This window comes from Pseudomonas sp. GW821-FHT11G12 (assembly GCF_058808055.1).
The window spans coordinates 563,500-589,819 of sequence record NZ_JBXARH010000002.1 but is presented as its reverse complement, the minus strand read 5'-3'; the positions used below and the strand labels follow the sequence as shown (position 1 = coordinate 589,819).

22 protein-coding genes are annotated in these 26,320 nt (G+C 62.3%); 7 read left to right on the top strand and 15 right to left on the bottom strand.

The window, feature by feature from the left end:
* Positions 1–167 precede the first annotated feature (167 nt).
* The 3 genes from metF (at position 168) to rhlE2 (ending at position 4,097) form a co-directional block, all read left to right on the top strand.
* Positions 168–1,013: a methylenetetrahydrofolate reductase [NAD(P)H] gene (gene metF, locus AC1RR7_RS10485; protein WP_007959683.1), complete on the top strand. Its 846-nt coding sequence runs from the start codon at positions 168–170 to the stop codon at positions 1,011–1,013.
* A gap of 168 nt (positions 1,014–1,181) precedes the next feature.
* Positions 1,182–1,994, top strand: coding sequence for a substrate-binding periplasmic protein (locus tag AC1RR7_RS10480; protein ID WP_493157326.1), 813 nt, complete (start codon positions 1,182–1,184; stop codon positions 1,992–1,994).
* A 222-nt stretch (positions 1,995–2,216) separates the two neighbouring features.
* Positions 2,217–4,097 carry an RNA helicase RhlE2 gene (gene rhlE2, locus AC1RR7_RS10475; RefSeq protein ID WP_096817662.1) on the top strand — a complete coding sequence of 627 codons (1,881 nt, stop codon included), beginning with the start codon at positions 2,217–2,219 and terminating at the stop codon, positions 4,095–4,097.
* A 69-nt stretch (positions 4,098–4,166) separates the two neighbouring features.
* Here rhlE2 and AC1RR7_RS10470 read toward each other — a convergent pair whose 3' ends face one another.
* Positions 4,167–4,760 carry a YceI family protein gene (locus AC1RR7_RS10470; protein ID WP_096817658.1) on the bottom strand — a complete coding sequence of 198 codons (594 nt, stop codon included), beginning with the start codon at positions 4,758–4,760 and terminating at the stop codon, positions 4,167–4,169.
* Between the two features lie 31 nt (positions 4,761–4,791).
* Positions 4,792–5,343 (bottom strand): cytochrome b, encoded by a 552-nt coding sequence (locus tag AC1RR7_RS10465; RefSeq protein ID WP_096817655.1) that lies wholly within the window; start codon positions 5,341–5,343, stop codon positions 4,792–4,794.
* Between the two features lie 331 nt (positions 5,344–5,674).
* Here AC1RR7_RS10465 and llpB point away from each other — a divergent pair, with 331 nt between their 5' ends.
* Complete coding sequence (llpB, locus tag AC1RR7_RS10460; RefSeq protein WP_493157324.1) at positions 5,675–6,175, top strand: lectin-like bacteriocin LlpB; 501 nt, start codon at positions 5,675–5,677, stop codon at positions 6,173–6,175.
* A gap of 387 nt (positions 6,176–6,562) precedes the next feature.
* On the opposite strand, the gene AC1RR7_RS10455 is transcribed toward llpB, so the two are convergent.
* Positions 6,563–8,353, bottom strand: a complete 1,791-nt coding sequence (locus AC1RR7_RS10455) for a flavin monoamine oxidase family protein (protein ID WP_493157322.1) — start codon at positions 8,351–8,353, stop codon at positions 6,563–6,565.
* 223 nt (positions 8,354–8,576) lie between these two features.
* Here AC1RR7_RS10455 and AC1RR7_RS10450 point away from each other — a divergent pair, with 223 nt between their 5' ends.
* On the top strand, positions 8,577–9,983 hold the full coding sequence (locus tag AC1RR7_RS10450; RefSeq protein ID WP_493065701.1) for an adenosylmethionine--8-amino-7-oxononanoate transaminase: 1,407 nt from the start codon (positions 8,577–8,579) through the stop codon (positions 9,981–9,983).
* Between the two features lie 146 nt (positions 9,984–10,129).
* Complete coding sequence (locus tag AC1RR7_RS10445) at positions 10,130–10,849, top strand: 16S rRNA (uracil(1498)-N(3))-methyltransferase (protein ID WP_493157320.1); 720 nt, start codon at positions 10,130–10,132, stop codon at positions 10,847–10,849.
* Between the two features lie 14 nt (positions 10,850–10,863).
* Here AC1RR7_RS10445 and trhA read toward each other — a convergent pair whose 3' ends face one another.
* A complete protein-coding gene (gene trhA, locus AC1RR7_RS10440; RefSeq protein WP_007953311.1) occupies positions 10,864–11,481 on the bottom strand; it encodes a PAQR family membrane homeostasis protein TrhA in 618 nt (205 codons plus the stop codon).
* A 141-nt stretch (positions 11,482–11,622) separates the two neighbouring features.
* Between trhA and AC1RR7_RS10435 the strand changes: the two genes are divergently transcribed.
* Positions 11,623–12,543, top strand: coding sequence for a LysR family transcriptional regulator (locus tag AC1RR7_RS10435; RefSeq protein WP_096817646.1), 921 nt, complete (start codon positions 11,623–11,625; stop codon positions 12,541–12,543).
* A gap of 37 nt (positions 12,544–12,580) precedes the next feature.
* On the opposite strand, the gene madM is transcribed toward AC1RR7_RS10435, so the two are convergent.
* The 11 genes from madM to AC1RR7_RS10380 all read right to left on the bottom strand — a co-directional run bounded on the left by madM (position 12,581) and on the right by AC1RR7_RS10380 (position 26,303).
* A complete protein-coding gene (gene madM, locus AC1RR7_RS10430) occupies positions 12,581–13,345 on the bottom strand; it encodes a malonate transporter subunit MadM (RefSeq protein WP_096817644.1) in 765 nt (254 codons plus the stop codon).
* A 1-nt stretch (position 13,346) separates the two neighbouring features.
* On the bottom strand, positions 13,347–13,763 hold the full coding sequence (madL, locus tag AC1RR7_RS10425; RefSeq protein ID WP_085709094.1) for a malonate transporter subunit MadL: 417 nt from the start codon (positions 13,761–13,763) through the stop codon (positions 13,347–13,349).
* Positions 13,764–13,829: 66 nt separating this feature from the next.
* Positions 13,830–14,750, bottom strand: coding sequence for a malonate decarboxylase subunit epsilon (gene mdcH, locus AC1RR7_RS10420; protein ID WP_096817642.1), 921 nt, complete (start codon positions 14,748–14,750; stop codon positions 13,830–13,832).
* Positions 14,747–15,367: a malonate decarboxylase holo-ACP synthase gene (locus AC1RR7_RS10415; RefSeq protein WP_102619709.1), complete on the bottom strand. Its 621-nt coding sequence runs from the start codon at positions 15,365–15,367 to the stop codon at positions 14,747–14,749. The genes mdcH and AC1RR7_RS10415 overlap by 4 nt, the downstream gene beginning before the upstream one ends.
* Positions 15,361–16,146, bottom strand: a complete 786-nt coding sequence (mdcE, locus tag AC1RR7_RS10410) for a biotin-independent malonate decarboxylase subunit gamma (RefSeq protein WP_102619708.1) — start codon at positions 16,144–16,146, stop codon at positions 15,361–15,363. Before mdcE ends, AC1RR7_RS10415 begins: the two co-directional genes overlap by 7 nt.
* Positions 16,143–16,994: a biotin-independent malonate decarboxylase subunit beta gene (locus AC1RR7_RS10405; RefSeq protein WP_493157317.1), complete on the bottom strand. Its 852-nt coding sequence runs from the start codon at positions 16,992–16,994 to the stop codon at positions 16,143–16,145. The genes mdcE and AC1RR7_RS10405 overlap by 4 nt, the downstream gene beginning before the upstream one ends.
* Positions 16,987–17,286, bottom strand: a complete 300-nt coding sequence (locus AC1RR7_RS10400; RefSeq protein WP_336838938.1) for a malonate decarboxylase subunit delta — start codon at positions 17,284–17,286, stop codon at positions 16,987–16,989. The genes AC1RR7_RS10405 and AC1RR7_RS10400 overlap by 8 nt, the downstream gene beginning before the upstream one ends.
* Positions 17,286–18,158, bottom strand: a complete 873-nt coding sequence (locus AC1RR7_RS10395; protein ID WP_493157315.1) for a triphosphoribosyl-dephospho-CoA synthase — start codon at positions 18,156–18,158, stop codon at positions 17,286–17,288. The genes AC1RR7_RS10400 and AC1RR7_RS10395 overlap by 1 nt, the downstream gene beginning before the upstream one ends.
* Positions 18,158–19,828, bottom strand: coding sequence for a malonate decarboxylase subunit alpha (gene mdcA, locus AC1RR7_RS10390; protein WP_085689631.1), 1,671 nt, complete (start codon positions 19,826–19,828; stop codon positions 18,158–18,160). Before mdcA ends, AC1RR7_RS10395 begins: the two co-directional genes overlap by 1 nt.
* 99 nt (positions 19,829–19,927) lie before the next feature.
* Positions 19,928–20,395, bottom strand: coding sequence for a chemotaxis protein CheW (locus AC1RR7_RS10385; RefSeq protein ID WP_096817632.1), 468 nt, complete (start codon positions 20,393–20,395; stop codon positions 19,928–19,930).
* On the bottom strand, positions 20,388–26,303 hold the full coding sequence (locus AC1RR7_RS10380; RefSeq protein WP_493157313.1) for an Hpt domain-containing protein: 5,916 nt from the start codon (positions 26,301–26,303) through the stop codon (positions 20,388–20,390). Before AC1RR7_RS10380 ends, AC1RR7_RS10385 begins: the two co-directional genes overlap by 8 nt.
* Positions 26,304–26,320 lie beyond the last annotated feature (17 nt).

Sequence of the window (26,320 nt, the reverse complement as noted above, 5' to 3'; positions counted from 1 at the left end):
TCAAGCGGCAAGCAAGGCCACAAGCCGAGCTTGCCGCGCGAAGCCCGAAAGCTCTGCCCCTATTTGTCAAAACAGTGTCAGGCCGCAAGCTTCAGGCACAAGAGACCAGCGCACCTCCGCTGCTCTTGCAGCTTGAAGCTTGCAGCTTGTAGCTGGAGGTCCCCTCCATGTCCCAAGACCGTCGCTACAGCTTCGAGTTCTTCCCGACCAAGACCGATGCTGGGCATGAAAAACTGCTCGCCACTGCCCGTCAGCTGGCCACCTACAACCCTGACTTCTTTTCCTGCACCTACGGCGCGGGCGGTTCGACCCGTGACCGCACGCTGAACACCGTGTTGCAGCTGGAAAGCGAAGTCAAAATCCCCGCCGCCCCGCACCTGTCGTGCGTCGGCGACAGCAAGGACGACCTGCGCGGCCTGCTGAACGAGTACAAGGCTGCCGGCATCAAGCGCATCGTCGCCCTGCGTGGTGACCTGCCGTCCGGCATGGGCATGACCAGCGGCGAGTTGCGTCACGCCAATGAACTGGTTGAGTTCATTCGTGAAGAAACCGGCAATCATTTCCACATCGAAGTCGCCGCCTACCCGGAGATGCATCCGCAAGCGCGCAACTACGAAGACGATCTCGCCAACTTCGTGCGCAAGGCCCGTGCCGGCGCCGACAGCGCGATCACCCAGTACTTCTTCAACGCCGACAGCTACTTCTACTTTGTCGACCGTTTGCAGGCGCTGGGCGTGGACATTCCGGTCGTGCCAGGGATCATGCCGATCACCAACTACAGCAAACTCGCGCGTTTCTCCGATGCCTGCGGTGCGGAAATCCCGCGCTGGATCCGCAAGCAACTGGAAGCCTACGGCGATGACAGCCAAAGCATTCAGCGCTTCGGCGAACAGGTCGTCACCGAAATGTGCGAACGCCTGCTGCAGGGCGGCGCACCTGGTCTGCACTTCTATTCCATGAACCAGGCCGAACCTAGCCTGGCGATCTGGAACAACCTGAAATTGCCACGCTGAGACCGCTGTACGCCGCAAGCTGAACGCTTCTTGCCACAACAAAAGATCGCAACTTTCGACAGCTTTTACAGGGCTGTCGCAACTGCGATCTTTTGCTTTTAAGGCCCGAAACAGAGCTTCTGCTGCCAGTTTCTGGCTCTTTGGCGTTTCTCGTCGTAATCTCAAGTCATGCCTTTGATCACGCAGTTATTCGCCGTGCTGGTTTTTGCTTGCCTGAGCTTTGCGGCTCGGGGCGAGAAGCTGCGTATCGTCACCGAACCGTGGGCACCGTACGTTTACGAAGAGAACGGCAAGAACCTCGGGCTGGACTACGAAACCACCGCCATCGTGTTCAAACGCCTGGGCATCGAAGTCGAATGGCAGTTCCTGCCGTGGAAACGCTGCCTGTCGATGCTCGAAACCGGCCAGGCCGACGGCGCACTGGACATTTTTCACAGCGCCGAACGCGACGCCACCCTGCTCTACCCGAGCGAACCGCTGTCGGATGTCGAATTCGTGATGTTCTACGCCAACGAACGACCGCATCCCTTTCGCAGCCTTGAAGACCTCAAGGGCCTGACCATCGGCACCTCGCCGGGTTATCTGTACAGCCCGGACTTCAGCGAGTCGACCCTGTTCACCCGGGAACCGGCCCCGACCCACGAAGCCAACTTCGGCAAACTGGTGCGCGGGCGGATCGACCTGCTGATCACCGACCGACGCGTGGGCCAGCACTTGCTCGATGAACTGAATATCCGCAACCAGATCACCGAGAACCCCACCGTCATTAGCCGTCAGAGCCAGTTTCTGGCCGTTCGGCGCAACGCAGGGATGGATTTGCTGGTGCAGCGTTTCGGCGCCGAGCTCAAGCGTTTCAAGCGTGAGCCGGCCTATGCCGAGCTCAGCGCACGCTACGGCGCGACTCCGACCATGACCGCGCCACTGGGCAGCGCCACCGCCAGCGGCAAAACCGTTGAGCAGCAGGAAAGCGGCGCGCAGTGATTGCTCTGTTATACTCCGGCGTTCCCGCCAGGCTCACGCCCGGACGCCCGGAACCGTAACAGGCCTCCCGACCCGCTACAGCGCAGCTTTTCAGCCCGCGCGAGCGCTCCGGACGTGCCTTCGGAACCGCAGCAGGACCGGACGGGATTGCGTCCTCTTAAACGCCATTCGCGCCAGGCAAGACTCCCATTGGGCCAAGCCCTAACTAAAACAGGATTACTCATGTCCTTTGCTTCCCTCGGTCTCTCCGAGGCTTTGGTCCGCGCTATCGAAGACGCGGGCTATACCGAGCCTACTCCGGTGCAACAGCGGGCCATTCCCGCCGTGTTGCAAGGTCGCGACCTGATGGTTGCGGCACAGACAGGTACCGGTAAAACCGGCGGCTTCGCCCTTCCGATCCTGGAGCGGCTGTTCCCTAACGGTCACCCGGACAAATCCCAGCGTCACGGCCCGCGCCAACCGCGCGTCCTGGTGCTGACCCCGACCCGCGAACTTGCGGCCCAGGTTCACGACAGCTTCAAGATCTATGCCCGTGACCTGAAATTCGTCAGCGCCTGCATCTTCGGCGGCGTCGGCATGAACCCGCAGGTTCAGGCCATGTCCCGTGGTGTGGACGTACTGGTTGCCTGCCCGGGTCGTCTGCTCGATCTGTGCGGCCAGGGCAGCGTCGATCTGTCCCACGTTGAAATCCTCGTGCTGGACGAAGCCGACCGCATGCTCGACATGGGCTTCGTCCATGACGTGAAGAAAGTCCTCGCGCGTCTGCCGGCCAAGCGCCAGAACCTGCTGTTCTCGGCGACCTTCTCCAAAGACATCACTGATCTCGCCGGCAAGCTGCTGCACAACCCGGAACGTATCGAAGTGACGCCGCCGAACACCACGGTCGAGCGCATCGAACAACGCGTATTCCGTCTGCCAGCCAGCCACAAGCGTGCGCTGCTGGCTCACCTGATCACTGCTGGCGCCTGGGAACAGGTACTGGTGTTCACCCGCACCAAGCACGGCGCCAACCGTCTGGCCGAGTACCTGGACAAACACGGCCTGCCGGCTGTGGCGATCCACGGTAACAAGAGCCAGAACGCCCGCACCAAAGCCCTGGCCGACTTCAAGGCCGGCGAAGTGCGCATCCTGGTAGCGACCGATATCGCCGCCCGTGGCCTGGACATCGACCAGTTGCCGCACGTGGTCAACTTCGAACTGCCGAACGTCGATGAAGACTACGTGCACCGCATCGGCCGTACCGGCCGTGCCGGTCGTTCGGGCGAGGCGATCTCGCTGGTTGCGCCGGACGAAGAAAAACTGCTGAAAAGCATCGAACGCATGACCAAGCAGAAAATCGCCGACGGCGACCTGATGGGCTTCGATGCCAGCACCATCGAGGCCGAGAAGCCTGAAGTGCGCGAGCGTCCGGACATGCGCAACCCGCGCAATGCCCGTGGCCCACGCGGCGACGGCCCGAATGGCGGCGGTGGTGGTGGCGGTCGTAAAGACAAAGGCAAAGACAAGGGCAAGGAAAAACCGGCCGGCGAACGCGGTGAGCGTGGCGAGCGTCCAGCCCGTCAACAGAAGCCGCGCGAAGGCACCCCGGCCCGCGAACAGCGTCAACCGAGCCAACCGCCACGCGCCGCTGCTGACCGTGCTCCGGACGAATTCCTCGACGACGATGTGGATAACTTCGGTAACCGCGTTGACTACGTGCCGAAGCAGGCTCCGGCCGGCGGCCGTGGTCGTCGTCCAGGCGCTCCGGCGCAAGGCGCAGGTTCGGGCGCGCCGCGCACCGGTGGCCAGCCACAAGGTCGCCAGAACGGTCCGCGCAACAGCAACGGTTCGAGCACCGGCACCCCACCGGCCAAACGCAGCGGCCCACGTAACGGTGCGCCGCGTGACGGCCAGGGTCGTCGCGACGAAAACCCGCGCAACCGCCGCCCGGCCCGTGACGATCAGCAACGTGCCGAGCCGGCCGTGCAGAACCCGCGCAGCAGCGGCCCGAAGATCATGCACAAGGAATCGAAAGCCGACCGCTTCCCGACTCCGGAACAGCTCGATCAACTGCCAAGCCGTCCACGCGGTGAAAAACCGGCCTTGCTGACTCGCAATCGCTGAGTTTCAACAAGGCAATAAAAAACGCCCCCGGTCGCAAGACCGGGGGCGTTTTTGTATGTCTGGCGAAAATTACTTCGCTTTGACACCTTCGAACGAGATGTACAGGTCGACGTTGTCGGACTGTGGACCCAGATCCATCATCTTGCCGAAATCAGAGCGCTTGATGCTGGTGGTACCTTCGAAGCCGGCACGGTAGCCGCCCCATGGATCCTTGCCTTCACCCAGGAACGTGGCCTTGACCACGATCGGCTTGGTCACGCCGTGCAGGGTCAGGTCGCCGGTCACGTCAGCAGTGTCTTTGCCTGCGGCGTTCTTGCCGGTGGATTTGACGCTGGTGGAGACGAACTTGGCGTCAGCGAATTTGCCCACGTCCAGGAAGTCTTTGCTGGCGATGTGCTTGTCGCGCTCGGCGTGGTTGGTGAACACGCTGGCGGTCTTCACGTCGAACTCGATCTTGCTGTCTTCAGGCTTGGCAGCATCGAAGCTGAACTTGCCGCTGATGTCCTTGAAGGTACCGGTGATGAAGCTGTAGCCCAGGTGGCTGATCTTGAAGTCGACGAAGGCGTGCTGGCCTTCTTTGTCGACGGTGTAGTCAGCGGCCATTACGTTGGCGGACAGCACGGCAGAACCGATTGCCAGAGCGGCCAGAGTCTTTTTCAACATGCTTTCTTTTCCTTTGAGTCGAGGTTGAACGTCAGGCTTTGCGACCGAGCATTCGGGTAAGGGTCGCATCACGATCGATAAAGTGGTGCTTCAACGCTGCCAACGCATGAAGGCCGGAAAAAATTACCAGCGCCCACGCCAGGTACAGATGAATCACCCCAGCGGTATCTGCCTGGTCCGGTAGTCCGGAAACCAGTGCAGGAACTTCAAACAGGCCAAACACCGGGATCCCGACACCGTCTGCGGTGGAAATCAGGTAACCGGCAAGCATCACGGCGAACAGCGCAAGGTAGAGGAACCCATGGCCGAACTTGGCGCCGATGCGGGTCATGCGGCTGTAGCTCTGCAGCGTTGGCGGCGGAGGGCTGACAAAACGCCACAGCACCCGCAACACCATCACAGCCAGCAGCACCAGACCGATGCTCTTGTGCAGATCCGGCGCGTCTTTGCGCCAGGTACTGTAGTAATCCAGCCCCACCATCCACAGACCGAGCGCAAACAGCCCGAAGACCGCCAGCGCCACACCCCAGTGCATGAAGATGCTGACCCAACCGTAGCGCGAAGAAGAGTTACGTAGCTGCATTGCCCAAATCCTGTGAGAACTGCGAACCAAGACTAGCGAGTTATCTATCGATTTAAAGCGGAAAATTTCGCTTTGAAATATCGAGAAATACGATCAAGAGTCTGAAAGTCGTGGGTTAAGGAAGGATTAAAGACGATTTTGTGTCGTGATGTCAGGCGCAGGTTGCGCAAATCCCGTCAGGAGCATAGGGGGTTTCTTCAGCAGGAAGACGCTCTCCTTGAGGGATCGATTACAAGGAAAAAAATGTTTCAGCCAAGCAATATGTATAGCCAATTGTGTATTTCAACTTGATTGAATGAGTGCTCAACATCTCACATTAAAGGTGAAACACATGGCTATTCGTTACACCCCATTCCAAGCAAGTGGCTCATCAGTATTGCCGCCGAACCAAACGATGTCAGCGGGGCAATTCCTGATATCCGAGAACGGGCGATTCCGACTGATATTGCAGGCAGATGGAAATTTGATAATTCAGGATGGAGAGGCTGTAGTCTGGATTGCAGATGCACATCAACCCCACAGTTTGACCTTGCATCAGAAAAGAATGCATCAGCCCCTACAGTTTGTAATCAGTAATAACGGTTTCCTTTATGACGCTTCCAGAAAGCGAATATGGATTGCTGAAAGTACCCACAGCACTGACAAATCACTTTGGTACAACACCTGTCTGGTGATACAGAACGATGGGAATCTGGTGATATACGACCAGCGCACAGGAAGCCTGCGCTGGGCGCGCTTTGGCTTCATCCCCGGCCGTATCCAGAAGCCAAAACCAAGGTGGCTGAAAAAACTGCCGAACGGGATAGAAGTTTATGAGTGGACGTTTTCCTGAGAGGTGTCTCTAATCACAGCCAAATTCCCGACTTCAAGAACTTTTGAACAACGGCGGCGGATCGAGACAATCAGGCTTATAGGGATCTATCCGACACTTATGGGCCAACTCGGAATCATGACCTTTAAGTACCAATCGACCATCCACACAGCCGGACAGTGCGACCAACATAACAATCAGAACTACTGCTTGCATATCGCCCTCCAAATTTATTGAAGAACATAGAATCAAGCTGAGGCGCCCTCAATCGCTTCTTTCCTGTATTTCTGTGGGAAGCATCCGATACATCGCCGATGCATGTAGGACTGTGATGCTCTGTAAAAAACCTGCCCAAGATTCAGATATAAAAAACGCGGCCCTTGAGCCGCGTTTTTTTATGCCTGACGGTTACTGCGCCTTGGTATCGGTCGCTGCCGCCGGAGCCGGTTTGGCGGCTGGCTTCTTCGCCGGCTCAGCCTTTTTCGCTGCAGGTTTGGCCGGGGCCTTTTTCGCCTCGGTTTTCGTCGCAGGTTTTTTCGCTGCTGGCTTGGCTGCCGCTTTCTTGGCTGGCTCGGCTTTCGCCGGGGCTGCTGGCTTCGGTGCTTCCACCGGAGCTGGTGCAGGAGCCGGGGTCGGTGCAGGCGCTGGAGCGGCTGGAGCAGGTGCCGGCTCTGGCGCTTTTACTGGCTCCGGTTTCTTGTCGTCGTCCGAACCGCCGAACAGGTTGGTGAAGAAGTTGCCTTTCTTCGCCGCCGTGGCCGCACCCGCTGCGCCTGCCGCCGCTGCTGCGGTGGCCGCTGCCGGGCCGACCTTGATCGGTTCGAAGGATTTGCCCGCCGCCAGGTCTTCAACCTGACTGGCCGCACGCTGACCGGTGCGCAGTGCGCCTTCCAGGGTGCCCGGGTACAAGGTGTCGGTGTGTTCGCCGGCAAACGCTACGCGTTGCAGCGGACGTTCCCACAGGCGCCAGAATTTGCTGATCTGGCCAGGACCGAAGGCCAGGTAAGAACCGCCAGTCGACGGGTCGGTGCTGTAGCGACGGATTTCATAACCGGTGAACGAGCCACGGGCTTGTGGATAAAAGGTGTGCAGACGAATCAGTACCTGATCGACCATCTGCTTGTCGCCGAAGGCCTGCATCACACGGGCGTTGTCGCCGGACAGGTTGATCACCACGTTCGCGCCGCCCTTCAGGGCCGGCTCGATCCACAACATGCCCAGACCGGTGTTGCTGTAGATCTCGCCGGACATCCGCGCCTTGCTTTCCCACACTGGCGTCTTGAACTTCAGCATGATCTGGTCGCGCCAGCCGTAGTTGGTGCCTTTGATCGCGGCCAGATGCTGGGCGTCCAGCGCCGGGGTCAGCTGGATCTTGTTAAGCGCGCGCAGTGGCACGGCCAATACGACGTAATCCGCCGAATAGCCAACGCTGCCGACCTTGACGGTCACGCCGTCCTTGTCCTGGGTGATGGCGGACACCGGCGAATCGGTCTTGATGGTTTTCAGCTGCTTGACGAAGGCCTGGGCCAGCACCGGGCTGCCGCCGACCAGACGCGAAGCGCGCAGGTCACGGTCGGATACGCCGCGATAAACCCGGCTCTGCTGCGCGAAATACAGCAGCGACAGGCGCGAAGGTTCGTCGTAGTGGGTGCGGATATCCTGGTTGATCAGCTGACGCGCGGTGGCTGGCAGGTTCTGCTTGTCGAGCCAGCTCGACACGTTGATCTGGTCCAGGGCGTGCAGGGTGTTGGTCGCGGCCGGGTTCTGCGGATCGTCAATCGAACGCGCCAGATCGTCGCGGGTCTTCTCGTAGGCCTTCAGCGCCTGGGCGGTGGCCGGTTGCTTGGTGGCCAGGTCGGCGGCGGAGAAATACTCGCCGTCGATCAGGTAACCCGGGGTCCGCACGAATTCAGGGGCCGGCGTGGTGCTCAGCTTGAAGGTCGACACGTATTTGTTCAGCACCGGCTGAGCCTTGTCGTTGCCGATCCACTCGCTGGTGGCCATGCCCGAGCGACCGCCCAGGCTCGGCTTGGCTTCCAGCAGCGTCACCTGCCAGCCCTTGTTCTGCAGTTCGTAAGCCGCAGTCAGGCCCGACAGGCCGCCGCCGATCACGATCGCGGTTTTATCCTTGGCCAGCGCCGTAACGCTAAACAGCCCCAACACCACAAGCGCACAGGCGCGCAGCCAACCGACAGACATTCAGCGAACTCCGGAAAAACACGTAGGAAAAAGCAGTTTTGCGGGTCAGACGACCCAAAGAACCGCGAAGAATACGTCAGCCATCAAAACGCCGCCAGCAACGTCTATCGGCCCATACAAAGTAGCTCAATCGACACAATGGGTTGTCCCGACGCGACGCATTGCATAGGCTTGCGCGATTGTTTGCCCGCGCCTGACGCGAGCCGCCTCGAGGAGACTGAACATGGGCCTGAACAACCAGTGGATGCAACGCGATCTCGCGGTGTTGTGGCATCCCTGCACCCAGATGAAAGACCACGAACAGCTGCCGCTGATCCCGATCAAGCGCGGTGAAGGCGTCTGGCTGGAAGATTTCGAAGGCAAGCGTTATCTGGATGCCGTCAGTTCCTGGTGGGTCAACGTGTTCGGTCACGCCAACCCGCGCATCAACCAGCGCATCAAGGATCAGGTCGATCAACTGGAACACGTGATTCTGGCCGGTTTCAGCCATCAGCCGGTGATCGAGCTGTCCGAGCGTCTGGTGAAAATGACGCCAGAGGGCCTGAACCGGGTGTTCTACGCCGATAACGGTTCGTCCTGCATCGAAGTCGCGCTGAAAATGAGCTTTCACTACTGGCTCAACCGCGGCCAGTCGAACAAGAAGCGCTTCGTCACCCTGACCAACAGCTACCACGGCGAAACCATGGCGGCGATGGCGGTCGGCGACGTGCCGCTGTTCACCGAAACCTACAAAGCGCTGCTGATGGACACCATCAAGGTGCCGAGCCCCGATTGCTACCTGCGCCCCCAAGGCATGAGCTGGGAAGAGCATTCGCGCAACATGTTCGCGGCCATGGAACAGACCCTGGCGGAAAATCATGACAGCGTCGCTGCGGTGATCGTCGAGCCGCTGATCCAGGGCGCCGGCGGCATGCGCATGTATCACCCGGTCTATCTCAAGCTGCTGCGCGAGGCCTGCGACCGTTACGGTGTGCACCTGATCCACGATGAAATCGCTGTCGGTTTCGGCCGTACCGGAACGATGTTCGCCTGCGAACAGGCCGGCATCCGCCCGGACTTCCTGTGCCTGTCGAAAGCCCTGACCGGCGGTTATCTGCCATTGGCGGCGTGCCTGACCACCGACGAGGTGTACAGCGCGTTCTACGACGATTACCCGACCCTGCGCGCCTTCCTGCATTCGCACAGCTACACCGGCAACCCGCTGGCCTGTGCAGCGGCGCTGGCGACGCTGGATATCTTTGAACAGGACAACGTGATCGAGAACAACCGGGCGTTGTCACAGCGCATGGCGTCGGCCACGGCGCATCTGGTGGATCACCCGAACGTTTCCGAAGTCCGCCAGACCGGCATGGTGCTGGCCATCGAGATGGTCAAGGACAAGGCCACGAAAGAAGCCTATCCGTGGCAGGAACGTCGCGGCCTGAAGGTGTTCCAGCATGCGCTGGAGCGTGGCGCGTTGCTGCGTCCGCTGGGCAGCGTGGTGTATTTCCTGCCGCCGTACGTGATCACCCCGGAGCAGATCGACTTCCTCGCCGAAGTCGCCAGCGAAGGCATCGACATCGCCACCCGCGACAGTGTCAGTGTGTCGGTGCCGAAGGATTTCCATCCCGGTTTCCGCGATCCGGGCTGATCTAAATTACTTAAGTTGACGACTCGTTCCCATGCTCTGCGTGGGAATGCCTCACCGGACGCTCTGCGTCCGCTCTTGGGACGCAGAGCGTCCCGGGCTGCATTCCCACGCGGAGCGTGGGAACGATCTAACCAGAGAGACCCGAAATGAGACTGTCCCGCTTCTTTATCGACGCCCCGCTCAGCATTGGCGAACACGAACTGCCGGAAGCCCAGGCGCATTACATCAGCCGCGTGCTGCGCATGGCCGAGGGCGATGCGGTGCAGATGTTCGACGGTTCCGGCCACGAGTTTCGCGGTGCACTGCTGGAAGTCGGCAAGAAGCGCGTGACGGTCAGGATCGACGAGCAGTTCGCCGGCCAGGTCGAGTCGCCGTTGCAAATCCACCTCGGCCAGGGCCTGTCCCGGGGCGAGCGGATGGACTGGGCGATCCAGAAAGCCACCGAACTGGGCGTCAACGAAATCACCCCGATTTTCAGCGAACGCTGCGAAGTCCGCCTCAAGGACGAACGCGCCGACAAACGCCTGCTGCACTGGCGTCAGGTAGCGATCAGCGCTTGCGAGCAATGCGGTCGTTCGCGGGTGCCGGTGATTCATCCGCCGGTGTTGCTGGCCGACTGGTTGAAACAGACCGAATCCGAACTGAAACTGGTTCTGCACCCGGTGGCCGAACCCTTGGTCAGCCACGCCAAGCCATCGACCCTGGCGTTCCTGATCGGCCCTGAAGGCGGCTTGTCCGACGCCGAAGTCGAGCAGGCCAAAGGCAACGGCTTCCACGCCGCCCGCCTCGGCCCGCGCGTGCTGCGCACCGAGACCGCGCCGGTTGTGGCGCTGGCGGTGGCGCAGCAACTGTGGGGTGATTTCTAAACCTGTGGGAGCAGTTACAGGACGTAAAACAGAATCGCCACAAAATGCAGCAGGCTCCCGGCGATCACAAACAGATGCCAGATCCCGTGGGCATGCCGCAACCGGTGATCAAGGGCAAAGAAGATGATCCCCACGGTGTACAACACGCCGCCCGATGCCAGCCAGGCAAACCCCGCCGTCCCCAGCGCCGCGATCAGCGGCTTGACCGCCACCAGCACGATCCAGCCCATCACCGCGTAGATCACGATCGACAGGATCCGCGCCTCCGAGCGCGGCTTGATCTCTTGCAGGATGCCGATCAGCGCCAGCCCCCAGACAATCCCGAACAGCGTCCAGCCCCACGGCCCGCGCAGGGTCACCAGGCAGAACGGCGTGTAGCTGCCGGCGATCAGCAGGTAGATCGAAAAGTGATCGACCTTCTTCATGATCGCTTTCTTGCGCCCGCGCACGCTGTGGTACACGGTGGATGCGCTGTAGAGCACCAGCAAAGTGAAAGCGTAAATCGCCACGCTGACGATCTTCCACGGGCTGCCGTCGAGGCTGGCAATCACCAGCATCCAGACGCCCCCGACAAACGCCGCTATCGCCCCGACCAGATGCGTCCAGGCGTTCAGTTTTTCTCCGTGATACATGTGTCGCACACCTCGATTTCATTACCGCAGCGCGCAAGGCTCGGGCCTTGAGCGTAAAAGCGCAATGTTTCCGTTCAACGCGGGCCTGCGCCTGTCCTGATATTTGGGCACAATCGCCCGATACCAAGAAGAGTCCGCGCCATGCTGATCGACGAAGAATTGACCCTGAAGAAACTCGAGGTGTTCCTCGCCTTCATGCGTACCGGCAACCTCGCCCGCGCCGCCGCCGAGTTGCAGACCAGCAATGTCAGCGTGCACCGCGCGATCCATTCGCTGGAAAGCGCCCTGCGCTGCCCGTTGTTCAAGCACGAAGGACGCAACCTGACGCCGCTGGAGAGCGCCTATGTACTCGAAGAGCGGGCGCAGAAGCTGATTCAGGACGTGGTCGAAAGCGTGCGCCTGACCCGCGAAGCCGCCGGGTTCTCGGCCGAACGCTTCAAGCTCGGCTCGCTGTATTCGCTGACGGTGAAGACCGTGCCGCAGCTGATCATGGGCCTGAAGATCCGCCGCAGCGAACTCAACATCGATCTGATCCTCGGCTCGAACATCGACCTGCTCTACAAGCTGAAAAACATGGAAGTCGATGCGATCCTGGTGTCGCTGGACGACAGCGTCAACGACCCGGACTGCGAGCAGATTCCACTGTTTTCCGACGACATCTTCCTCGCCACCCCGGCCGATTCCCGCTTCGCCCAACGCAGCGAAGTGGATCTGGCGGAGGTGCGCGACGAAACCTTCATCACCCTTACGCAAGGCTTTGCCACCCATCAGGACGGTATTCGGGTGTTCCGCCAGGCGGGGTTCGAGCCGAAGGTGGCGATGCAGGTCAATGACATCTTCACCCTGCTGAGCATGGTCAGCTCCGGGGTCGGTTATGCATTGCTGCCGGGGAGGATTGCGGCGGTGTACGAGAACCGGGTGAAGCTGATTCCGTTGCAGGAAAAGTATCGGTTGCAACAGCACATTGGCGTGGTGTTCCTGAAGGCCAAGGAGCGGGATCCGAATCTGCTGGCGTTGCTGGCGGAGTGTCGGATGTATGCCAATCGCCAGACCACCCAATGATTGCTCCCACGCTCTGCGTGGGAGCAATCTTCAGAACCTAGCCAACAATCCCGCGCACGATGAAGAACAACAGCGATGGCCCAAGCAGGCACCCAAGCCCGGTGTGAAACGTAGCCGTCAACGCCCCATAAGGCACCAACCGCCGATCCGTCGCCGCCAACCCGGCAGTCACGCCACTCACGGTCCCGGCCAACCCGCCAAACACCATCGCAGAGCGCGGATTGTCGAGGCCCATCCAGCGCGCCGCCACTGGCGTGCCGACCATCACCAGAATCGCCTTGATCAACCCGGTGGCAATCGACAACGCCATTACATCCGAGGTCGCGCCAATCGCTGCGCCGGTCACAGGCCCGACGATATAAGTCACCGCACCCGCGCCGATGGTGGTCATGCTCACCGCATCGCGGTAACCGAATGCCCAGGCCATGCACGCGCCGACAATGAACGGCAGGATCGTGCCCAGCAGCAGCGCGATCACGCCAATCAACCCGGCCTTCTTCGCCTCGGTCGCCTGCACCTCGAACGCCGTGGCAACGATGGCGAAATCCCGCAGCATCGCGCCGCCCATCAAGCCAATGCCGGAGAACAGCGAAAGATCCGCCAGCCCCTTCTGGCCGCCGGTCATGGTGCCGCCAACCCAGGCCAGCACCAGGCCGATGACGATGGCGATCGCCGAGCCGTGAATCCGCCCGAACGTCAGGCGTTTGGAGAGAATCACCGAGACCCACATGATCACGCCGACGAAGGCGAACGCGGTGACCAGACCGTTGTGCTCCAGACCTTTTTCAATGAGATCCCACATATCAGCGACCTCCTACGGGCGTGCCGACCGGGGAGACTTCCGCCGGTTCATCGGGCAACGGTTCGCCCTTGTGGGTACGGCTGATCAGCGCAATCGTGCAGCCACAGACCACCACCGAACCGATTGCCGCCAGCACCGCCACCGGGCCGCCGTGCAGGGCGGTGACGACGTTCTGTTGCGCGGCCATCGCCACCACCACCGGAATGTACATGGCGCCCCAGAAGCCGACGCCCATCTCGCAGTCCTTGGTCATGCCGCCGCGTTTCTGCATCCACAACCGCGCGCAGATCAACAGGATCATGGCGATGCCGACCCCGCCGACGTTGGATTTGACCCCCAGCAGCACGCCAAGCAGGTCACCCATGATCACCCCTGCCAGCGTACAGATCGCCAGCAGCGCCACACCGTAAATAATCATTGTTGTAGTCCTCAAAGTGCATCGTCGAATGTTGTTTTTGTTGTTCGAAGCCTGAGTCGCGGCGGTCTAGAGTCGGCGGCCCTCCTCTTCACGCAACAGCGCCTGCAAGGTGTCGAGCCGGGCACTGTCGAAGGCAGTGACAGTCCCCTGTTCGAACACCCGGCGCGCCAGCCCGGTCAGTACCGCACCGGGCGGCAGTTCGATCTGTAGACGTACGCCGCGCTCGTAGGCGCTTTGCACGGTGCCGCGCCAGTCCACCACCCGGCACATGTTGAAGGCGAGGTCGTCGCGCAGCGCTTCTACCTTGGTCACAGGCCTTGCGCGGCTGCCGCTCAGGTAAGCGATTTTCGGTGTTTTCAGTTCAACCCTGGCGAACGCCTCGGCGAGGGTTTGCGCAGGCTTATCCAGCAACGGGCAGTGCGACGGCACGCTAACCGTCAGACGTTTTGCCAGCCCGGCGCCACGACTGCGCGCCAACTCGGCGACCGTTTGCATTGCCTTGTCGCTGCCGGCAATCACCACCTGGTTATCGGCGTTGATGTTGGCCAGGTACACCGGTGTTTCTGCGTTGTGTACCTGAGCCAGCAAAGCTTCGACTGTGGACAATTGCAGACCGATGATCGCGGTCATGCCGAAGCCCTGTGGATAAGCCTGCTGCATCAGCTCACCCCGCAGGCTGACCAGATGCAACGCATCGCTGAAGCTCAACGCTCCGGCAACCACGGCTGCCGGGTAGGCACCGATGGACAGGCCGGCGACGTAATCTGCGGTGAGTCCGGCCTGCAACAACTGCCGCGAGGCCGCGACCCCGGCGATCAGCAGACAGAGCTGAACCGCCCGGGTGCTGCGCAACGCTTCGCTCGAATCCAGCCGCAAGACATCTTCACCGAGCCCATCACTGGCCTCGATCAGTGTTTCCCGAGGCAAACGCTGGAGCATGCCGGGCTGCTGCGCGCCTTGGCCGGGAAAAACCAGCAGGCTGCTCACGCTGCCTGCTCCTGCGGGTTCCATGGGTCGCTGACCAGACAGGCTTCATGGGCACTTTTCAGCAGCACCCGCGAAGCATTCCCGGCCCATTCGCGCAGCGCGACGGCACCGAATGGTGTCTGCAATTGCAGGTCGACCCGGCAGGCTGCCTGATCGAAAATCGCCACCAGTTTGCGCGCCTGATTACGGGTCATCAGTTGCGGCGCTCGCAGGATCAAGTCGAGATCGCTGCGCTCGTGCATCGCCGTAAATCCACTGGCCAGCTCAAACCCGACGCTGCCACTGATGCCCCAGATCCAACCGCAATCATCGAGCACCGGCCGCAGTTGCCGGAGCGCCTGCATGACCGGTAGATCACGCTCGCTCTCGACATGACAAAGGGCTTCCGGGCTGACCCGACAGGCAATCGAATCGATGGCCATGAACGCCGCCAACCGCTGCTCGCGCAACACACCGCGTACACCCACCGCCACGAATCCCTCAGCACTCAACGCCCGCCGCACCACCACCGGTTGCCCGGCAGCCAGCGAATCAATCGCCCACTGCGGCGCATCCGCCGGCAACTGCGCCGGCGTCATGCCCCACAGCAGGTCGTGGGCGAGAACGCTGTTCACCACTGCGCCCTCAGCAATTCACGTACGCGGCTGGAGGCTTCGCGATTTTTCGCGCCGAGACGATTGCTCAAGTCAGTCGCGGCAACATCGCCGATGGCTTGCTTCAGGCATTCGCCGACCCGCGCCAGATCCTCCGCCGTCGGCTGTTCGATCTGCTGCACCGACAGGGTTTCCCAGAGCAAGCCGAGGCTGGCGTAGCTGTCGATGTCATAGGCCATCGGCGGCACGCTGGAGGCCAGAGCTTCCAGTTCTTCGACGCTGCGCAAGGTCACCCGCGCCGCCGAAGCCTTGCCCATCGCATGCACCATCACCCCCGGATCACGCAGGGCGATCAAGCGATTGGCCTGATAACCGTGAGCCAGAAATGCCCCCGACATGGCCTTGCCTACCAACAACGCAATCACCGGATGCCCGGCCAGACGAGCGCGGGCGTAAGCGTCCGCCGCACCGGCCAGAGCCTGATGAATGCCGAGAGCTTCTTCGCGACGACCGTAGGCCTGGCTCGGCACATCGACGATGGCGATCAGTGGGCGCTTTTGCGTTTTGTCACGGTCGGCGGTGATCGCGTCATCCACTGCTTTGGCAAGGCCCCAACCTTCGAGCAAACCGACTTCACCGTTGCGAGCGCGAGGGAAACGGTTTTCCGGATCGGCGACCACCGCGATAAAGCGCCCAAGTGGGCCGTCGGCGACCTTCAACGATGGCGGTAAACCTTCAACCACATTCGCGCCAGCGCTCAAGGCGTTGAACCAGTTCAAACCGCGCACGGAATAACCGCTCATGAGCGCTCTCCTTGATACAGATCGCGAACCACCGAAGGCTCGATTTGCTTGTCAGTGTCCAGGCTCGCCAGACGTTGCAGGAACCATTCGGCCCGCTGGCTGCGCGGTTGCAGCGGCAAGCCTTGTTGCAGCAACTCGCCGACCTGCTGGCGAATCCGCGCCACGTCATCGGCGACATAGCGATCCACCAGGCCACTGGCAAACCGTTGCTCGCCACCGGTCAGGCTCCAGATGAAGGGCCGGTCGCGGGAGTCGTATTCCTCGATCCCGGCTTCCTGCTCGATCACCTGCGGGCCGTTCAGGCCGAGGCGTGCTTCCTGGGTCACCAGCAAATAGCTGCACAGCGCGGCGGCAATCGACATCCCGCCAAAGCAACCGACGCTGCCGGCCACCACGCCAACCACCGGTTGGTATTGCTGCAGATCGACAATCGCCGCATGGATGTCGGCAATCGCGGCCAGTCCGAGGTTGGCTTCCTGCAAGCGCACGCCGCCGGTTTCCAGCAGCAGAATGGCGCGGGTCGGGATCCCTTTGCGGTTGTCCTCGGCAGCCAGTTCCAGTGCGCCGGCGATTTTGGCGCCGCCGACTTCACCGAGGCTGCCGCCCTGAAACGCGCCTTCAATCGCCGCGATCACCACCGGCAAACCGTCGAGGCTGCCCTTGGCGATCACCACACCGTCATCGGCCTGCGGCACCACGCCCTGACGTTCCAGCCACGGCGACATGACGCGTTGAAACGGGTCGAGCAGTTCGCGGAAAGTACTGGCGTCGAGCAAGGCTTTCGCCCGCTGCCGGGCGCCGAGTTCGACGAATGAATGTTTGTGCAGAAGCGCTGAGGTATCAGTCATGGCCGATCTCCTCGAAGCCTTGTTCCAGACGCAGGCGCACCACGCCCGGGGTCGCACCGAAGTCGTGGATATCGATGGCCATCGCCGGCGGTGTGGTGCCGTCGAACATCCGTGCGAACAGATGCTGCCAGCGCTGCTGCGCGCCGTTGACCGAGGTCTGCACGTTGATCGTCAACTTGCCGGCGAGGCCCGGTTCGATCAGCACTTCCAGATCGCCGGAACCGACACATCCGACCAGCGTCCGACCACGTGGCGGCTGCCCGGCGGGGAATTCAAAAGATAAGGTTTCCATCAAAACGCTCCCTGAAGGATGCCGTCGCACTCGATCCGGTCGAGCAACAGCGTGGCGGCGAGCAAGTCGGCGGCGCCACCGGGCGAGGCATTCAATGCGATGAGTTGTTGATCCAGCTCGTGCAAGCGGCGGCGACCGGTGAGGCTGGCGCTGCCACCGGCGTCGAGCACTGCCTGGGCGCCGTGTTGCATGGCGTGCAGGCCCGGTTCGCCGGCGCGGTACAGGACGCAGGTGTCGGCGAGGTCGGTCATGATCGCGAGCAAGGCATCGAGCCGGGCGTTCTGCTCGCCATGGCCGGCGGCGCGGCTGCGTTTGAGCTGCGGCAGGCCACGCTGCAGCACGGACGGGAAACCGAGTTGCGCTTCTTCCCGGGCACCGCGAGCGCCGTAGCGTTGGGCGACTTGGGCGCCGTGGCTCAGCGGGCGCGGCGCATAACGGTCATCGAGCAACGCCAGACGCGCAGCGCGCAGAGTGACGGCGCCAGCGCTGGTGGACTTCGTATTCAGCGCAGCGGCCGTGACCAGCAGGCCCAACGCCCAGATCGCCCCGCGATGGGTGTTCACGCCGTGGGTGGTGGCGAGCATCGCTTGCTCCCCTTCCCGTCCGATACGGCCGATGGCTTCACGCAGCGGCAAGCCGATCTCGCCGAACTCAAGCGCGGCCTCGGCCATTTCCTTGAACGCCGGCCACAGCGCCAGCGCCGAAGCGTGCATCAATCCCAGGTGCAGATCGGTATGCGCACCATTGCCGCGACGGTCGACCAGCGCCGGTTTCGGCGACAGATCGGCTTCGTCGATCAGCGCGTCCACTGCCAGGTCCGCCAGCCGTTCCGCGAGGGTGATGGTTTTGGGTTGCAGGTTGAGTGCGTGCATTACCAGCTCCTGAACTTGGCGGGCGGGTTGTAGAGGCCGCCGGACCACTCGACGAGATCGGCAACGCTCTTCGCCGCGAGCAATTCGCGGGTGGCGTCGGTGCGACGGATGCCGAGGTCTTCGGGCAAGGCGATCAGGCCTTCGCGGCGCATGCGTTCGGTGTCTTTCGGGTTGTGCCGCAGGCCGATGGCGGTAACGCCGGCCACCGCAGCGATCATCGCCTGACGCTCTTCCAGCGAGCGCGCCTTGTACAGGTAGGCGATGCCCTCTTCGGTGAGCAAGTGAGTGACGTCGTCGCCGTAGATCATGATCGGCGCCAGCGGCATGCCGCTTTTCTTCGCCACCTCCACCGCATCAAGAGTTTCGACGAAGGTCGGTTTGCCGCCCTCCTGGAACGTCTCGACCATTTGCACCACGAGTTTCTTGCCGCGTTCGAGCATCGGTTGCTGTGAATCGTCATGGCGCATGTCGAGCCAGGCTGGAGTGCCGTGACGGCGACCGCGTGGGTCGTGCCCCATGTTCGGTGCGCCGCCGAAACCGGCGAGGCGACCACGGGTCACGGTGGAGGAATGGCCATCGCCATCGACTTGCAGGGTTGCGCCGATGAACAGGTCCACCGCGTATTGCCCGGCCAGTTGGCAAAACATCCGGTTCGAACGCAGCGAACCGTCACGCCCGGTGAAGAACACGTCCGGCCGCGCGGCGATGTAGTTTTCCATGCCCAGTTCGGTGCCGAAGCAATGCACGCTTTCGACCCAGCCGCTTTCGATGGCCGGGATCAGCGTCGGGTGCGGGTTGAGCGTCCAGTTGCGGCAGATCTTGCCCTTGAGGCCGAGGGATTCGCCGTAGGTCGGCAGGATCAGTTCGATGGCCGCGGTGTTGAAACCGATGCCGTGGTTCAGCGACTGCACGTTGTGTTTTTCGTAGATCCCGCGAATCGCCATCATCGCCATCAGTACATGCACAGGTTTGATGTGCCGAGGGTCGCGGGTAAACAGCGGCTCGATGTAGAACGGCTTGTCCGCCACCACCACGAAATCCACCCACGATGCCGGAATGTCCACGCGAGGCAATTCGCTGACGTCGTCCACCAGTTGATTGACCTGGACGATGACGATGCCGTCGCTGAACGCTGCCGGCTCAATGAGCGCCGGGGTGTCTTCGGTACTCGGGCCGGTGTAGATGTTGCCGGCACGGTCGGCCATGAACCCCGCCGAGAGCACAACGTTGGGGATCAGGTCCACTACCAGTCGCGCGTAGAGTTCGATGTAGGTGTGAATCGCGCCGACTTCCAGCAGACCGTCTTCGAGCAACTGGCTGATGCGCAGGCTCTGGGTGCCGGCAAAGGAGAAATCGAGCTTGCGGGCAATGCCGCGTTCGAACAGGTCGAGGTGCTCGGAGCGGCCAACGCTGGGCATGATCATGTGCAGGTCGTGCAGCTTCTCGGGATCGGCCTTGGCCAAAGCACGGGAAAGAAAATCCGCCTGCTTCTGGTTGTTGCCCTCCAGCACCACACGGTCACCGGGCAGGATCAGCGCTTCGAGCGCCGCGACGATCCTGTCGGTGGGCAACACCGCACCGTCGGCCAGCCCGCGCACCTTGTCGAGGCGACGCTGCTTCTCGTCGCGCCGCCGCGTCCAGCGCGAGTCGGGGGAAATTGTTGTTGTCATGCTCACTCCACGGGGTTCGCTGTCGTGGAGCTACCTTAGGAGTGTGTTCGAGGGGCATCAATCAAGCGCGGCGCGTGATCGTTACGCCTGGAGTAACGATTACGCCAAGCCGGCATCTACCAACAGCTTCTCCAGCGCCAACAGATCCGGCACCTTCGCCACCTGCTCCCCAACCTGCACCGCCGCCTGCTCCAGCGCACACAGCGGCACGTCGACATAGCTCAACTGGCTGTCGAGCTTGTACGAGCGCGGAATCCCCTGCACCAGCAAGGCAATGAAGCGCAGCGTCGGCAATCCGCCCAGGGCGTTGAGGATGACAATCCGTGCCCGTTCGCCGATGACGATCTTGTTGCCGCACGCCGACTCGAAACTCAGCAGCGGAATCTGCCGTTCGCGCCAGGTCACCCGGCCCAGATACCACGGCGGTGTATCGAGGTCGAAGGCGCTGGACTGGTAGTCGATCAGCTCGGCCACAGCGACGTTGGGCAGGATCAGGTTGCGATCGGCCAGCGGCAGCAGCAGCCCGGTGAGCTGGCTGCTGCGCTGGTTATGACGCCGCTCATGCATGTTTTTTGCTCCACAGGGCAATGCTTTCGAGCAGCACCGATTCCTGGTACGGCTTGCCGAGGTAGTCGTTGACGCCGATGGCCATGGCGCGGTCGCGGTGTTTCTGCCCGGTGCGCGAAGTGATCATGATGATCGGCAGGTGTTGCAGGCGTTCATCGTGGCGCACCTGGGTCGCCACTTCGAAGCCGTCCATGCGCGGCATTTCGATGTCGAGCAGCATCAGGTCCGGCATGTGCTCTTCCAGCAGCAACATTGCGTCGACCCCGTCCTTGGCGGTCAGCACGTTCATGCCGTGGCGTTCGAGCAGACGGCTGGTGACCTTGCGCACGGTGACCGAGTCGTCGACCACCATCACCAGCAGCGGCTTCTGCGGCTCGCTTTCAATCTCGTGACCGGTCGGACGCTGCGGCAACCGCGCCTGCATCGCGCGGATCGGCGCCAGCAGATCGAGGATCAGCACCACCCGGCCATCGCCGAGAATCGTCGCCCCGGACACGCCCTGCACCGCCGCGAATTGCGGGCCGAGGCTCTTGACCACGATCTCGCGGGTGCCGGCCATGGCGTCGACCTGCACCGCGATGTGCCGCTCGTTGCATTGCACCAGCAGCACTGGCAGCGGCAGGCTCTGGCCGAGCAGTTTCGGCCGTGGCGCGGTTTTCAGCAGCTCGCCCAGGTAGCACAGTTCATAACGCTGGCCGCCGTACTCGTAACGCGGCGGATCGTGGCGGAAATGCCCGTCCAGTTCATTCGGCAACACGCGAACGATGCCGTCGATGGTGTTCAGCGGAATCGCATATTGATCCTCACCGCACTGCACCATCAGCGCACGGTTGACAGACACGGTGAACGGCAGGCGAATGCGAAAGTGCACGCCCTGCCCCGGCACCGAGTCGATGCTCATGGTGCCGCCCAGTTGCCGTACTTCTTCGTGCACCACGTCCATGCCCACACCGCGCCCGGAAATCTGGGTGATTTTTTCGGCGGTGGAGAAGCCCGGCTGAAGGATGAACTGCAACACTTCGCGGTCGCTGATTTCCGCGTTCGGCGCCAGCAGACCGCGCTTGACCGCTTTGCGTCGCACCGCGTCCAGCGGCACGCCGGCGCCGTCATCGCGGATGTCGAAAACGATGTCGCCGCCCTCGCGGGACAGGTCGAGGCTGATCTGTCCTTGGGCCGGTTTACCCGCTGCCAGTCGCACGTCGGCCGGCTCCAGACCATGGTCGACGGCGTTGCGCAACATGTGCTCCAGCGGTGCGGCCATGCGTTCGAGGACGTTGCGATCCATCTCGCCTTCGGCGTTGCCGACGGTGAACGCCACGTCCTTGTTCAGCTCTTCGGCGACCTGACGGACGATGCGTTTGAGTCGCGGCAACATGCGCTCGAACGGCACCATGCGCGTGCGCATCAGGCCTTCTTGCAATTCGGTGTTGATCCGGCCTTGCTGTTGCAGCAGGTTCTCGGCGTCGTGGGTGCGCCGGTCGAGGGTTTCCTTGAGATCGAGCAGGTCGGAGGCGGATTCGAACAGGGCCCGGGACAACTGCTGCAACTGCGAATGGCGATCCATTTCCAGCGGATCGAATTCTTCATAGCCCAGGCGCTCGGCATCCACTTGCTGACGACTGAGAATCCGCCCCTGGGTTTCGGTATCGAGCCGGCGCAACTGATCGCGCATGCGCTCGATGGTGGTTTCCATCTCGTTCAGGGCTGTCTGTGCATCGCTGACTTGCTGCTCGATACGCCCACGGAAAATCGAGGTTTCGCCCGCGAGGTTGACCAGGTCATCGAGCAGTTCGGCAGAGACCTTGACCATGTCCGCGCCGGCCTCGGGGACGGGGGCGGTGGCTTCGGTTTTAACCGGCGCCGGCAACAACAGCGGTGGCGTTGGTGCGGCCACCGGGTGGCTGAAATTCTGGATCGCGCTGATCAGTCGATCCGCTGGCGGGCACGGCTGGCCGGCGCGCACCGCGTCGAGCATCTGCGCCAACCGGTCATGACCGCGCTGCAACAGAGCAAACAGTTCGCCGCTGCCCTGCAGGGTGCCGGAGGACAGGCTTTCGTAAAGGTATTCCAGCTCATGGGCGAGGTCGCCGATGGGGCCGATTTCCACCATCCGCGCGCCGCCCTTGAGGGTGTGCAGGTCGCGCAGCAGGGTTTCCACTTCCTGGCGGTTGCCGGGCTCGGCCTGCCAGCGCAGCAGCGCGGCACCGGAGTTTTCGATGATGTCGAAACCTTCTTCGAGGAAGATTTCCAGCAATTCCGGATCGTGCCCCGGGCCGTCATGGCTGGCGACGGCGGGCGGTGTCTCGGGACTGCCGGCCTGACCCTGACGGAACTGGCGGATCGCGTCGATCAGCTCCTGCGCCGGTTTCAACGGCTGATGGTCATGCAGTTGATCGAGGTACAACGCCAGGCGGTCATGGCTTTGCAGCAACAGCCGGCCCAAGGCATCGCTGTGGTTGTAGCGGCGATCCACCAGGCCTTCGTAAAGGCTCTCCAGTTCCTGGGCAAGATCACCGACGGCCTCGACCTCGGCCATTCGCGCACCGCCCTTGAGAGTGTGCAGATCCCGTTGCAGCGACGACAGCGGCGCGCCGTTTTCCGGGTCGTTCAACCAGCGCTGCAAGGCTTGCCCGGCGCTGTCGAGGATGTCCACCGCCTCTTCGAGGAAGATCTCGACGATCTCGTCATCCGGGGCGATCCCGGTGGTGCTTTTTTGCAGTTCGGCAGTGGCGCTGCCCAGTTCGGAAATGCTCAGGGTTCGACTGCCGTCGCTGCGAATCAGGCCCATGGCCGACGGGTCGAGGCTTTCGTCGAGCAGTTCGTGCAGCGCACGAATACGCTGCGGTTGCGGGGTGATTTCCTGGCCGGCGGCCAGTTCGTCGAGCATGTTGATCAGCGCTTCGTGGGCCTGCTGCGCCTCATGGAAAAACCGCTCGCTGACCGCCAGGCTGCTTTCTTCCACCGCGCCATACAGGTCGAGCAAGGCTTCGCACAACACGTCCACCGGCAGCAGATCTGCCAAGTGCGCGCCCTCGCCGAGGGTCGTCAGTTCATCCAGCAGCGCGCTGAGTTCCTGGCGTTCGCCGGGGTGCTGCTGCCAGCGTTGCAGGAGGTTTTCGGCGTCGAGCAGGATGTCCATGCCCTGGGCCAGGAAGTTGTTGATCAGTTGCGGATCACGCTTGACCCGCAAGCTGCTGCTCGGCGCATTGAGGATCGATTCCAGCCGCTCACTCAGCAGGGTTTCGGTGCGTTTGATCAACGACTGGGCACCGACAATCGGCGCCAGCGGATCGTGCTTGAGCTGACGCAGACCGACGCGGAACAGGCCCTCGGCTTCCAGCAGCAATTCCACTTCGTCGAGGTCCAGCGCCAGTTGATGGGCCTTGTATTCCCGGGCCAGTTTGTCCAGCGGCGCCGCCAGTTCGGCGATCGGCAATACGCCGGCCATCGACGCGCTGCCCTTGAGGGTGTGCAGCGCTCGCTGCAATTCATCGCTGGCCTGCAACGGCACGTGTTCGGCGGCCTGATCGAGGAAGCGGTTGAGGCTGGCGAGGTGGGTTTCGGCTTCGTTGCGGAAAATCTCCAGCAACAGCGGATCGAGCGCAGCGACGTCTTCCACGTCTTCGGCCGGCAGCGGCGTGGCGCCCTTGGCCAAGGCGTGGGCGCGAGCCGCCAGCTGATCGACATCCTGGCGCTGACGCTGGTGGTTGATGGCGAACTCGGCAATCAGGTCCGGCAGCAACAGCAACGTATCGGCGAGCAATTGTTGCACCGCCGGGCCCGGTTCGACGCTGTGTTCCAGCACCCGGTTGAGCAGGTTTTCCACCGCCCAGGCCAGTTCGCCGAGAACCAGCGCACGCACCATGCGACCGCTGCCTTTCAAGGTGTGAAAGGCCCGGCGCAGTTCGCTCAGGGCTGTGCGATCCTGCGGATCGGCGGTCCAGCGCGGCAGGTATTCGCGCAGCACATCGAGCACTTCCTCGGTCTCTTCGAGGAACACCTCACGCAACTCGTCGTCCACCGGCTCTTCATCGGCCGGTGGCGGCAGCAGACTGCCGGGCGTGGTCAGCGCCGGCGGGTTGACCGCCGACACCGGGCTGGCCAGCACATCGGCCAGCGACTGCACGATGTCCGGGTCATCGAGTTCCTGCAGGTCCTGCATCACCAGCGCTTCGCTGGGGCTGAGCACATCGTCGAGCACCGGCACATGCTGTTCGCTGGGCGGCTCGTCAGGAAAGTAGCCGAGGCTGGCCAGGCTTTTCTGCGCGACATCCAGCAGTTGCTCGCTCGGCGCCTGCGGGTCATCGGTCAGGCGTTCGAGGTAATACTCAAGGCTGGTGATGACATCGGCGAGGCTATCCAGTTGCTGCCAGCCCGGCTCATGGGGATCGAGCAGCAGATGCTCGCGGATGAACCCGTTACAGGCTTCCAGCAGGCTCGCCGCACGGGTCAACGGAATCATCGCCAGTGCGCCGCGCACCTGGGTCAGCAGCGCTGGCAACGGTTGCAGTTGCTGGCGATCCCAGTCGGCGTCGATGTAGTCGACGATCATGTCCTTGGCCTGTTGCAGGCAGATACGCGCTTCCTTGATCACGATCTGATGGATCTGCGTCAGGTCGGTGGTTGGCAGGCGCGAGTCTTCCGGGCTCTCCGGTTCCACCGTGCCGACCATTCCGGCCAGCGTCGCTTCGACGTAAAGCAAGGCGCCGGCGACGTCCATCAGCGTGGCGTCGTTCGGTTCGCGCTGGCCCTGAGCGAGGCTGAGCACCACCGCCAGTTGATCGATGATGACCTTGCGCGGCTGGCCGAAACCGAGCACCGCGAGGGTGTCGGCGATCTGCCGCAGCGGCGCCAGCAGGCTGTCCAGATCCGAGGTGTGCTGGCGGTCGCTGCGCACGAACAGGTCGAGGCGCTCCTTGACCCGCACCAGCTCTTCGCACAACGCCGCGAGCACCGAGCGCATGGCATCGCGGTCGGGGCCGGCCAGGCGCGCGCGTTCTTCGTCGACCATCGCGCTGTCGGGCAACGCGTCGTCCAGGGAGTAGCGATCTTTCATGGTCAGCATCTGCCCGGTGGGATGTTCGGCTTTGGCAATATAGAACAGCAGGCTTTTGAACAGCTCGGGCGGCGGTGGCTGGTTGAGGCCGGCCATGCCTTGCTCGAGCAGACGCTTGAGTTCCTTGTCGGCGTCCTTGAACAGGCTGCGCAGGGCCGGGCTGTTGGCGATCCGGCCTTCGCGCATGCCTTCGACCAGCGCCGAAGCGACCTGCCACAATGGGCTCAACGGTGCCTCGCCGCTCAAGGCTTCGAGGCGGGTGAAGACTTTGCTCAGGTAACCGAGATGCGTCTGGTCGTCCTGTTCGCGGAGCAATCCCACCAGCGCCATCTGCAGCATCTGCCGCAGCTTGCGCAACACATTGGGCAGATCCGCCGGTTCCAGCAGGGCCAGCGCTTCCGCGCTTAGCGGCGGCAGCTCGGGCAATTGCGGGCTGAACAGGCTGGTCTCGGACAACAGGCTTTCGCCCCGGGCACTGCGCAAGTCGTTGATCAGTGGCAGCACCACCAGCGGCAAATCACGGCGGGCACCTTGCACGCGATCGAGGTAAATCGGTAACTGACCGAAGGCCTGCAACAGCAGGTGCAAGGCTTCGTCGCGGTGGCTGACGCGATCGTTCTGCAGGGCTTCGACGAGGTGCTCCATCTCTTCGGCGAGCAAGGCCGCGCCGTAGAACTCGACCATCTGCAGACTGCCGTGGACCTGATGGATGCACGCCAGGCACTCGTCGAGGCCGGGCACCGACTGCGGATCGTCGAGCACGGCTTCGATGGCCTGATGCGCCTGCCTCAGCGTTTCGGCAATTTCGCCCTTGACCCATTCGAGGGCCACGTAGTCGTGCCGGTCACCCATAACCACTCCGCTCGACA

Bases quoted from the DNA above. Each gene is read 5' to 3' on its own strand.
- metF (WP_007959683.1), top strand. From the start codon at position 168: ATGTCCCAAGACCGTCGCTACAGCTTCGAGTTCTTCCCGACCAAGACC.
- AC1RR7_RS10480 (WP_493157326.1), top strand. From the start codon at position 1,182: ATGCCTTTGATCACGCAGTTATTCGCCGTGCTGGTTTTTGCTTGCCTG.
- rhlE2 (WP_096817662.1), top strand. From the start codon at position 2,217: ATGTCCTTTGCTTCCCTCGGTCTCTCCGAGGCTTTGGTCCGCGCTATC.
- AC1RR7_RS10470 (WP_096817658.1), bottom strand. From the start codon at position 4,760: ATGTTGAAAAAGACTCTGGCCGCTCTGGCAATCGGTTCTGCCGTGCTG.
- AC1RR7_RS10465 (WP_096817655.1), bottom strand. From the start codon at position 5,343: ATGCAGCTACGTAACTCTTCTTCGCGCTACGGTTGGGTCAGCATCTTC.
- llpB (WP_493157324.1), top strand. From the start codon at position 5,675: ATGGCTATTCGTTACACCCCATTCCAAGCAAGTGGCTCATCAGTATTG.
- AC1RR7_RS10455 (WP_493157322.1), bottom strand. From the start codon at position 8,353: ATGTCTGTCGGTTGGCTGCGCGCCTGTGCGCTTGTGGTGTTGGGGCTG.
- AC1RR7_RS10450 (WP_493065701.1), top strand. From the start codon at position 8,577: ATGGGCCTGAACAACCAGTGGATGCAACGCGATCTCGCGGTGTTGTGG.
- AC1RR7_RS10445 (WP_493157320.1), top strand. From the start codon at position 10,130: ATGAGACTGTCCCGCTTCTTTATCGACGCCCCGCTCAGCATTGGCGAA.
- trhA (WP_007953311.1), bottom strand. From the start codon at position 11,481: ATGTATCACGGAGAAAAACTGAACGCCTGGACGCATCTGGTCGGGGCG.
- AC1RR7_RS10435 (WP_096817646.1), top strand. From the start codon at position 11,623: ATGCTGATCGACGAAGAATTGACCCTGAAGAAACTCGAGGTGTTCCTC.
- madM (WP_096817644.1), bottom strand. From the start codon at position 13,345: ATGTGGGATCTCATTGAAAAAGGTCTGGAGCACAACGGTCTGGTCACC.
- madL (WP_085709094.1), bottom strand. From the start codon at position 13,763: ATGATTATTTACGGTGTGGCGCTGCTGGCGATCTGTACGCTGGCAGGG.
- mdcE (WP_102619708.1), bottom strand. From the start codon at position 16,146: ATGAGCGGTTATTCCGTGCGCGGTTTGAACTGGTTCAACGCCTTGAGC.
- AC1RR7_RS10405 (WP_493157317.1), bottom strand. From the start codon at position 16,994: ATGACTGATACCTCAGCGCTTCTGCACAAACATTCATTCGTCGAACTC.
- AC1RR7_RS10400 (WP_336838938.1), bottom strand. From the start codon at position 17,286: ATGGAAACCTTATCTTTTGAATTCCCCGCCGGGCAGCCGCCACGTGGT.
- AC1RR7_RS10395 (WP_493157315.1), bottom strand. From the start codon at position 18,158: ATGCACGCACTCAACCTGCAACCCAAAACCATCACCCTCGCGGAACGG.
- mdcA (WP_085689631.1), bottom strand. From the start codon at position 19,828: ATGACAACAACAATTTCCCCCGACTCGCGCTGGACGCGGCGGCGCGAC.
- AC1RR7_RS10385 (WP_096817632.1), bottom strand. From the start codon at position 20,395: ATGCATGAGCGGCGTCATAACCAGCGCAGCAGCCAGCTCACCGGGCTG.
- AC1RR7_RS10380 (WP_493157313.1), bottom strand. From the start codon at position 26,303: ATGGGTGACCGGCACGACTACGTGGCCCTCGAATGGGTCAAGGGCGAA.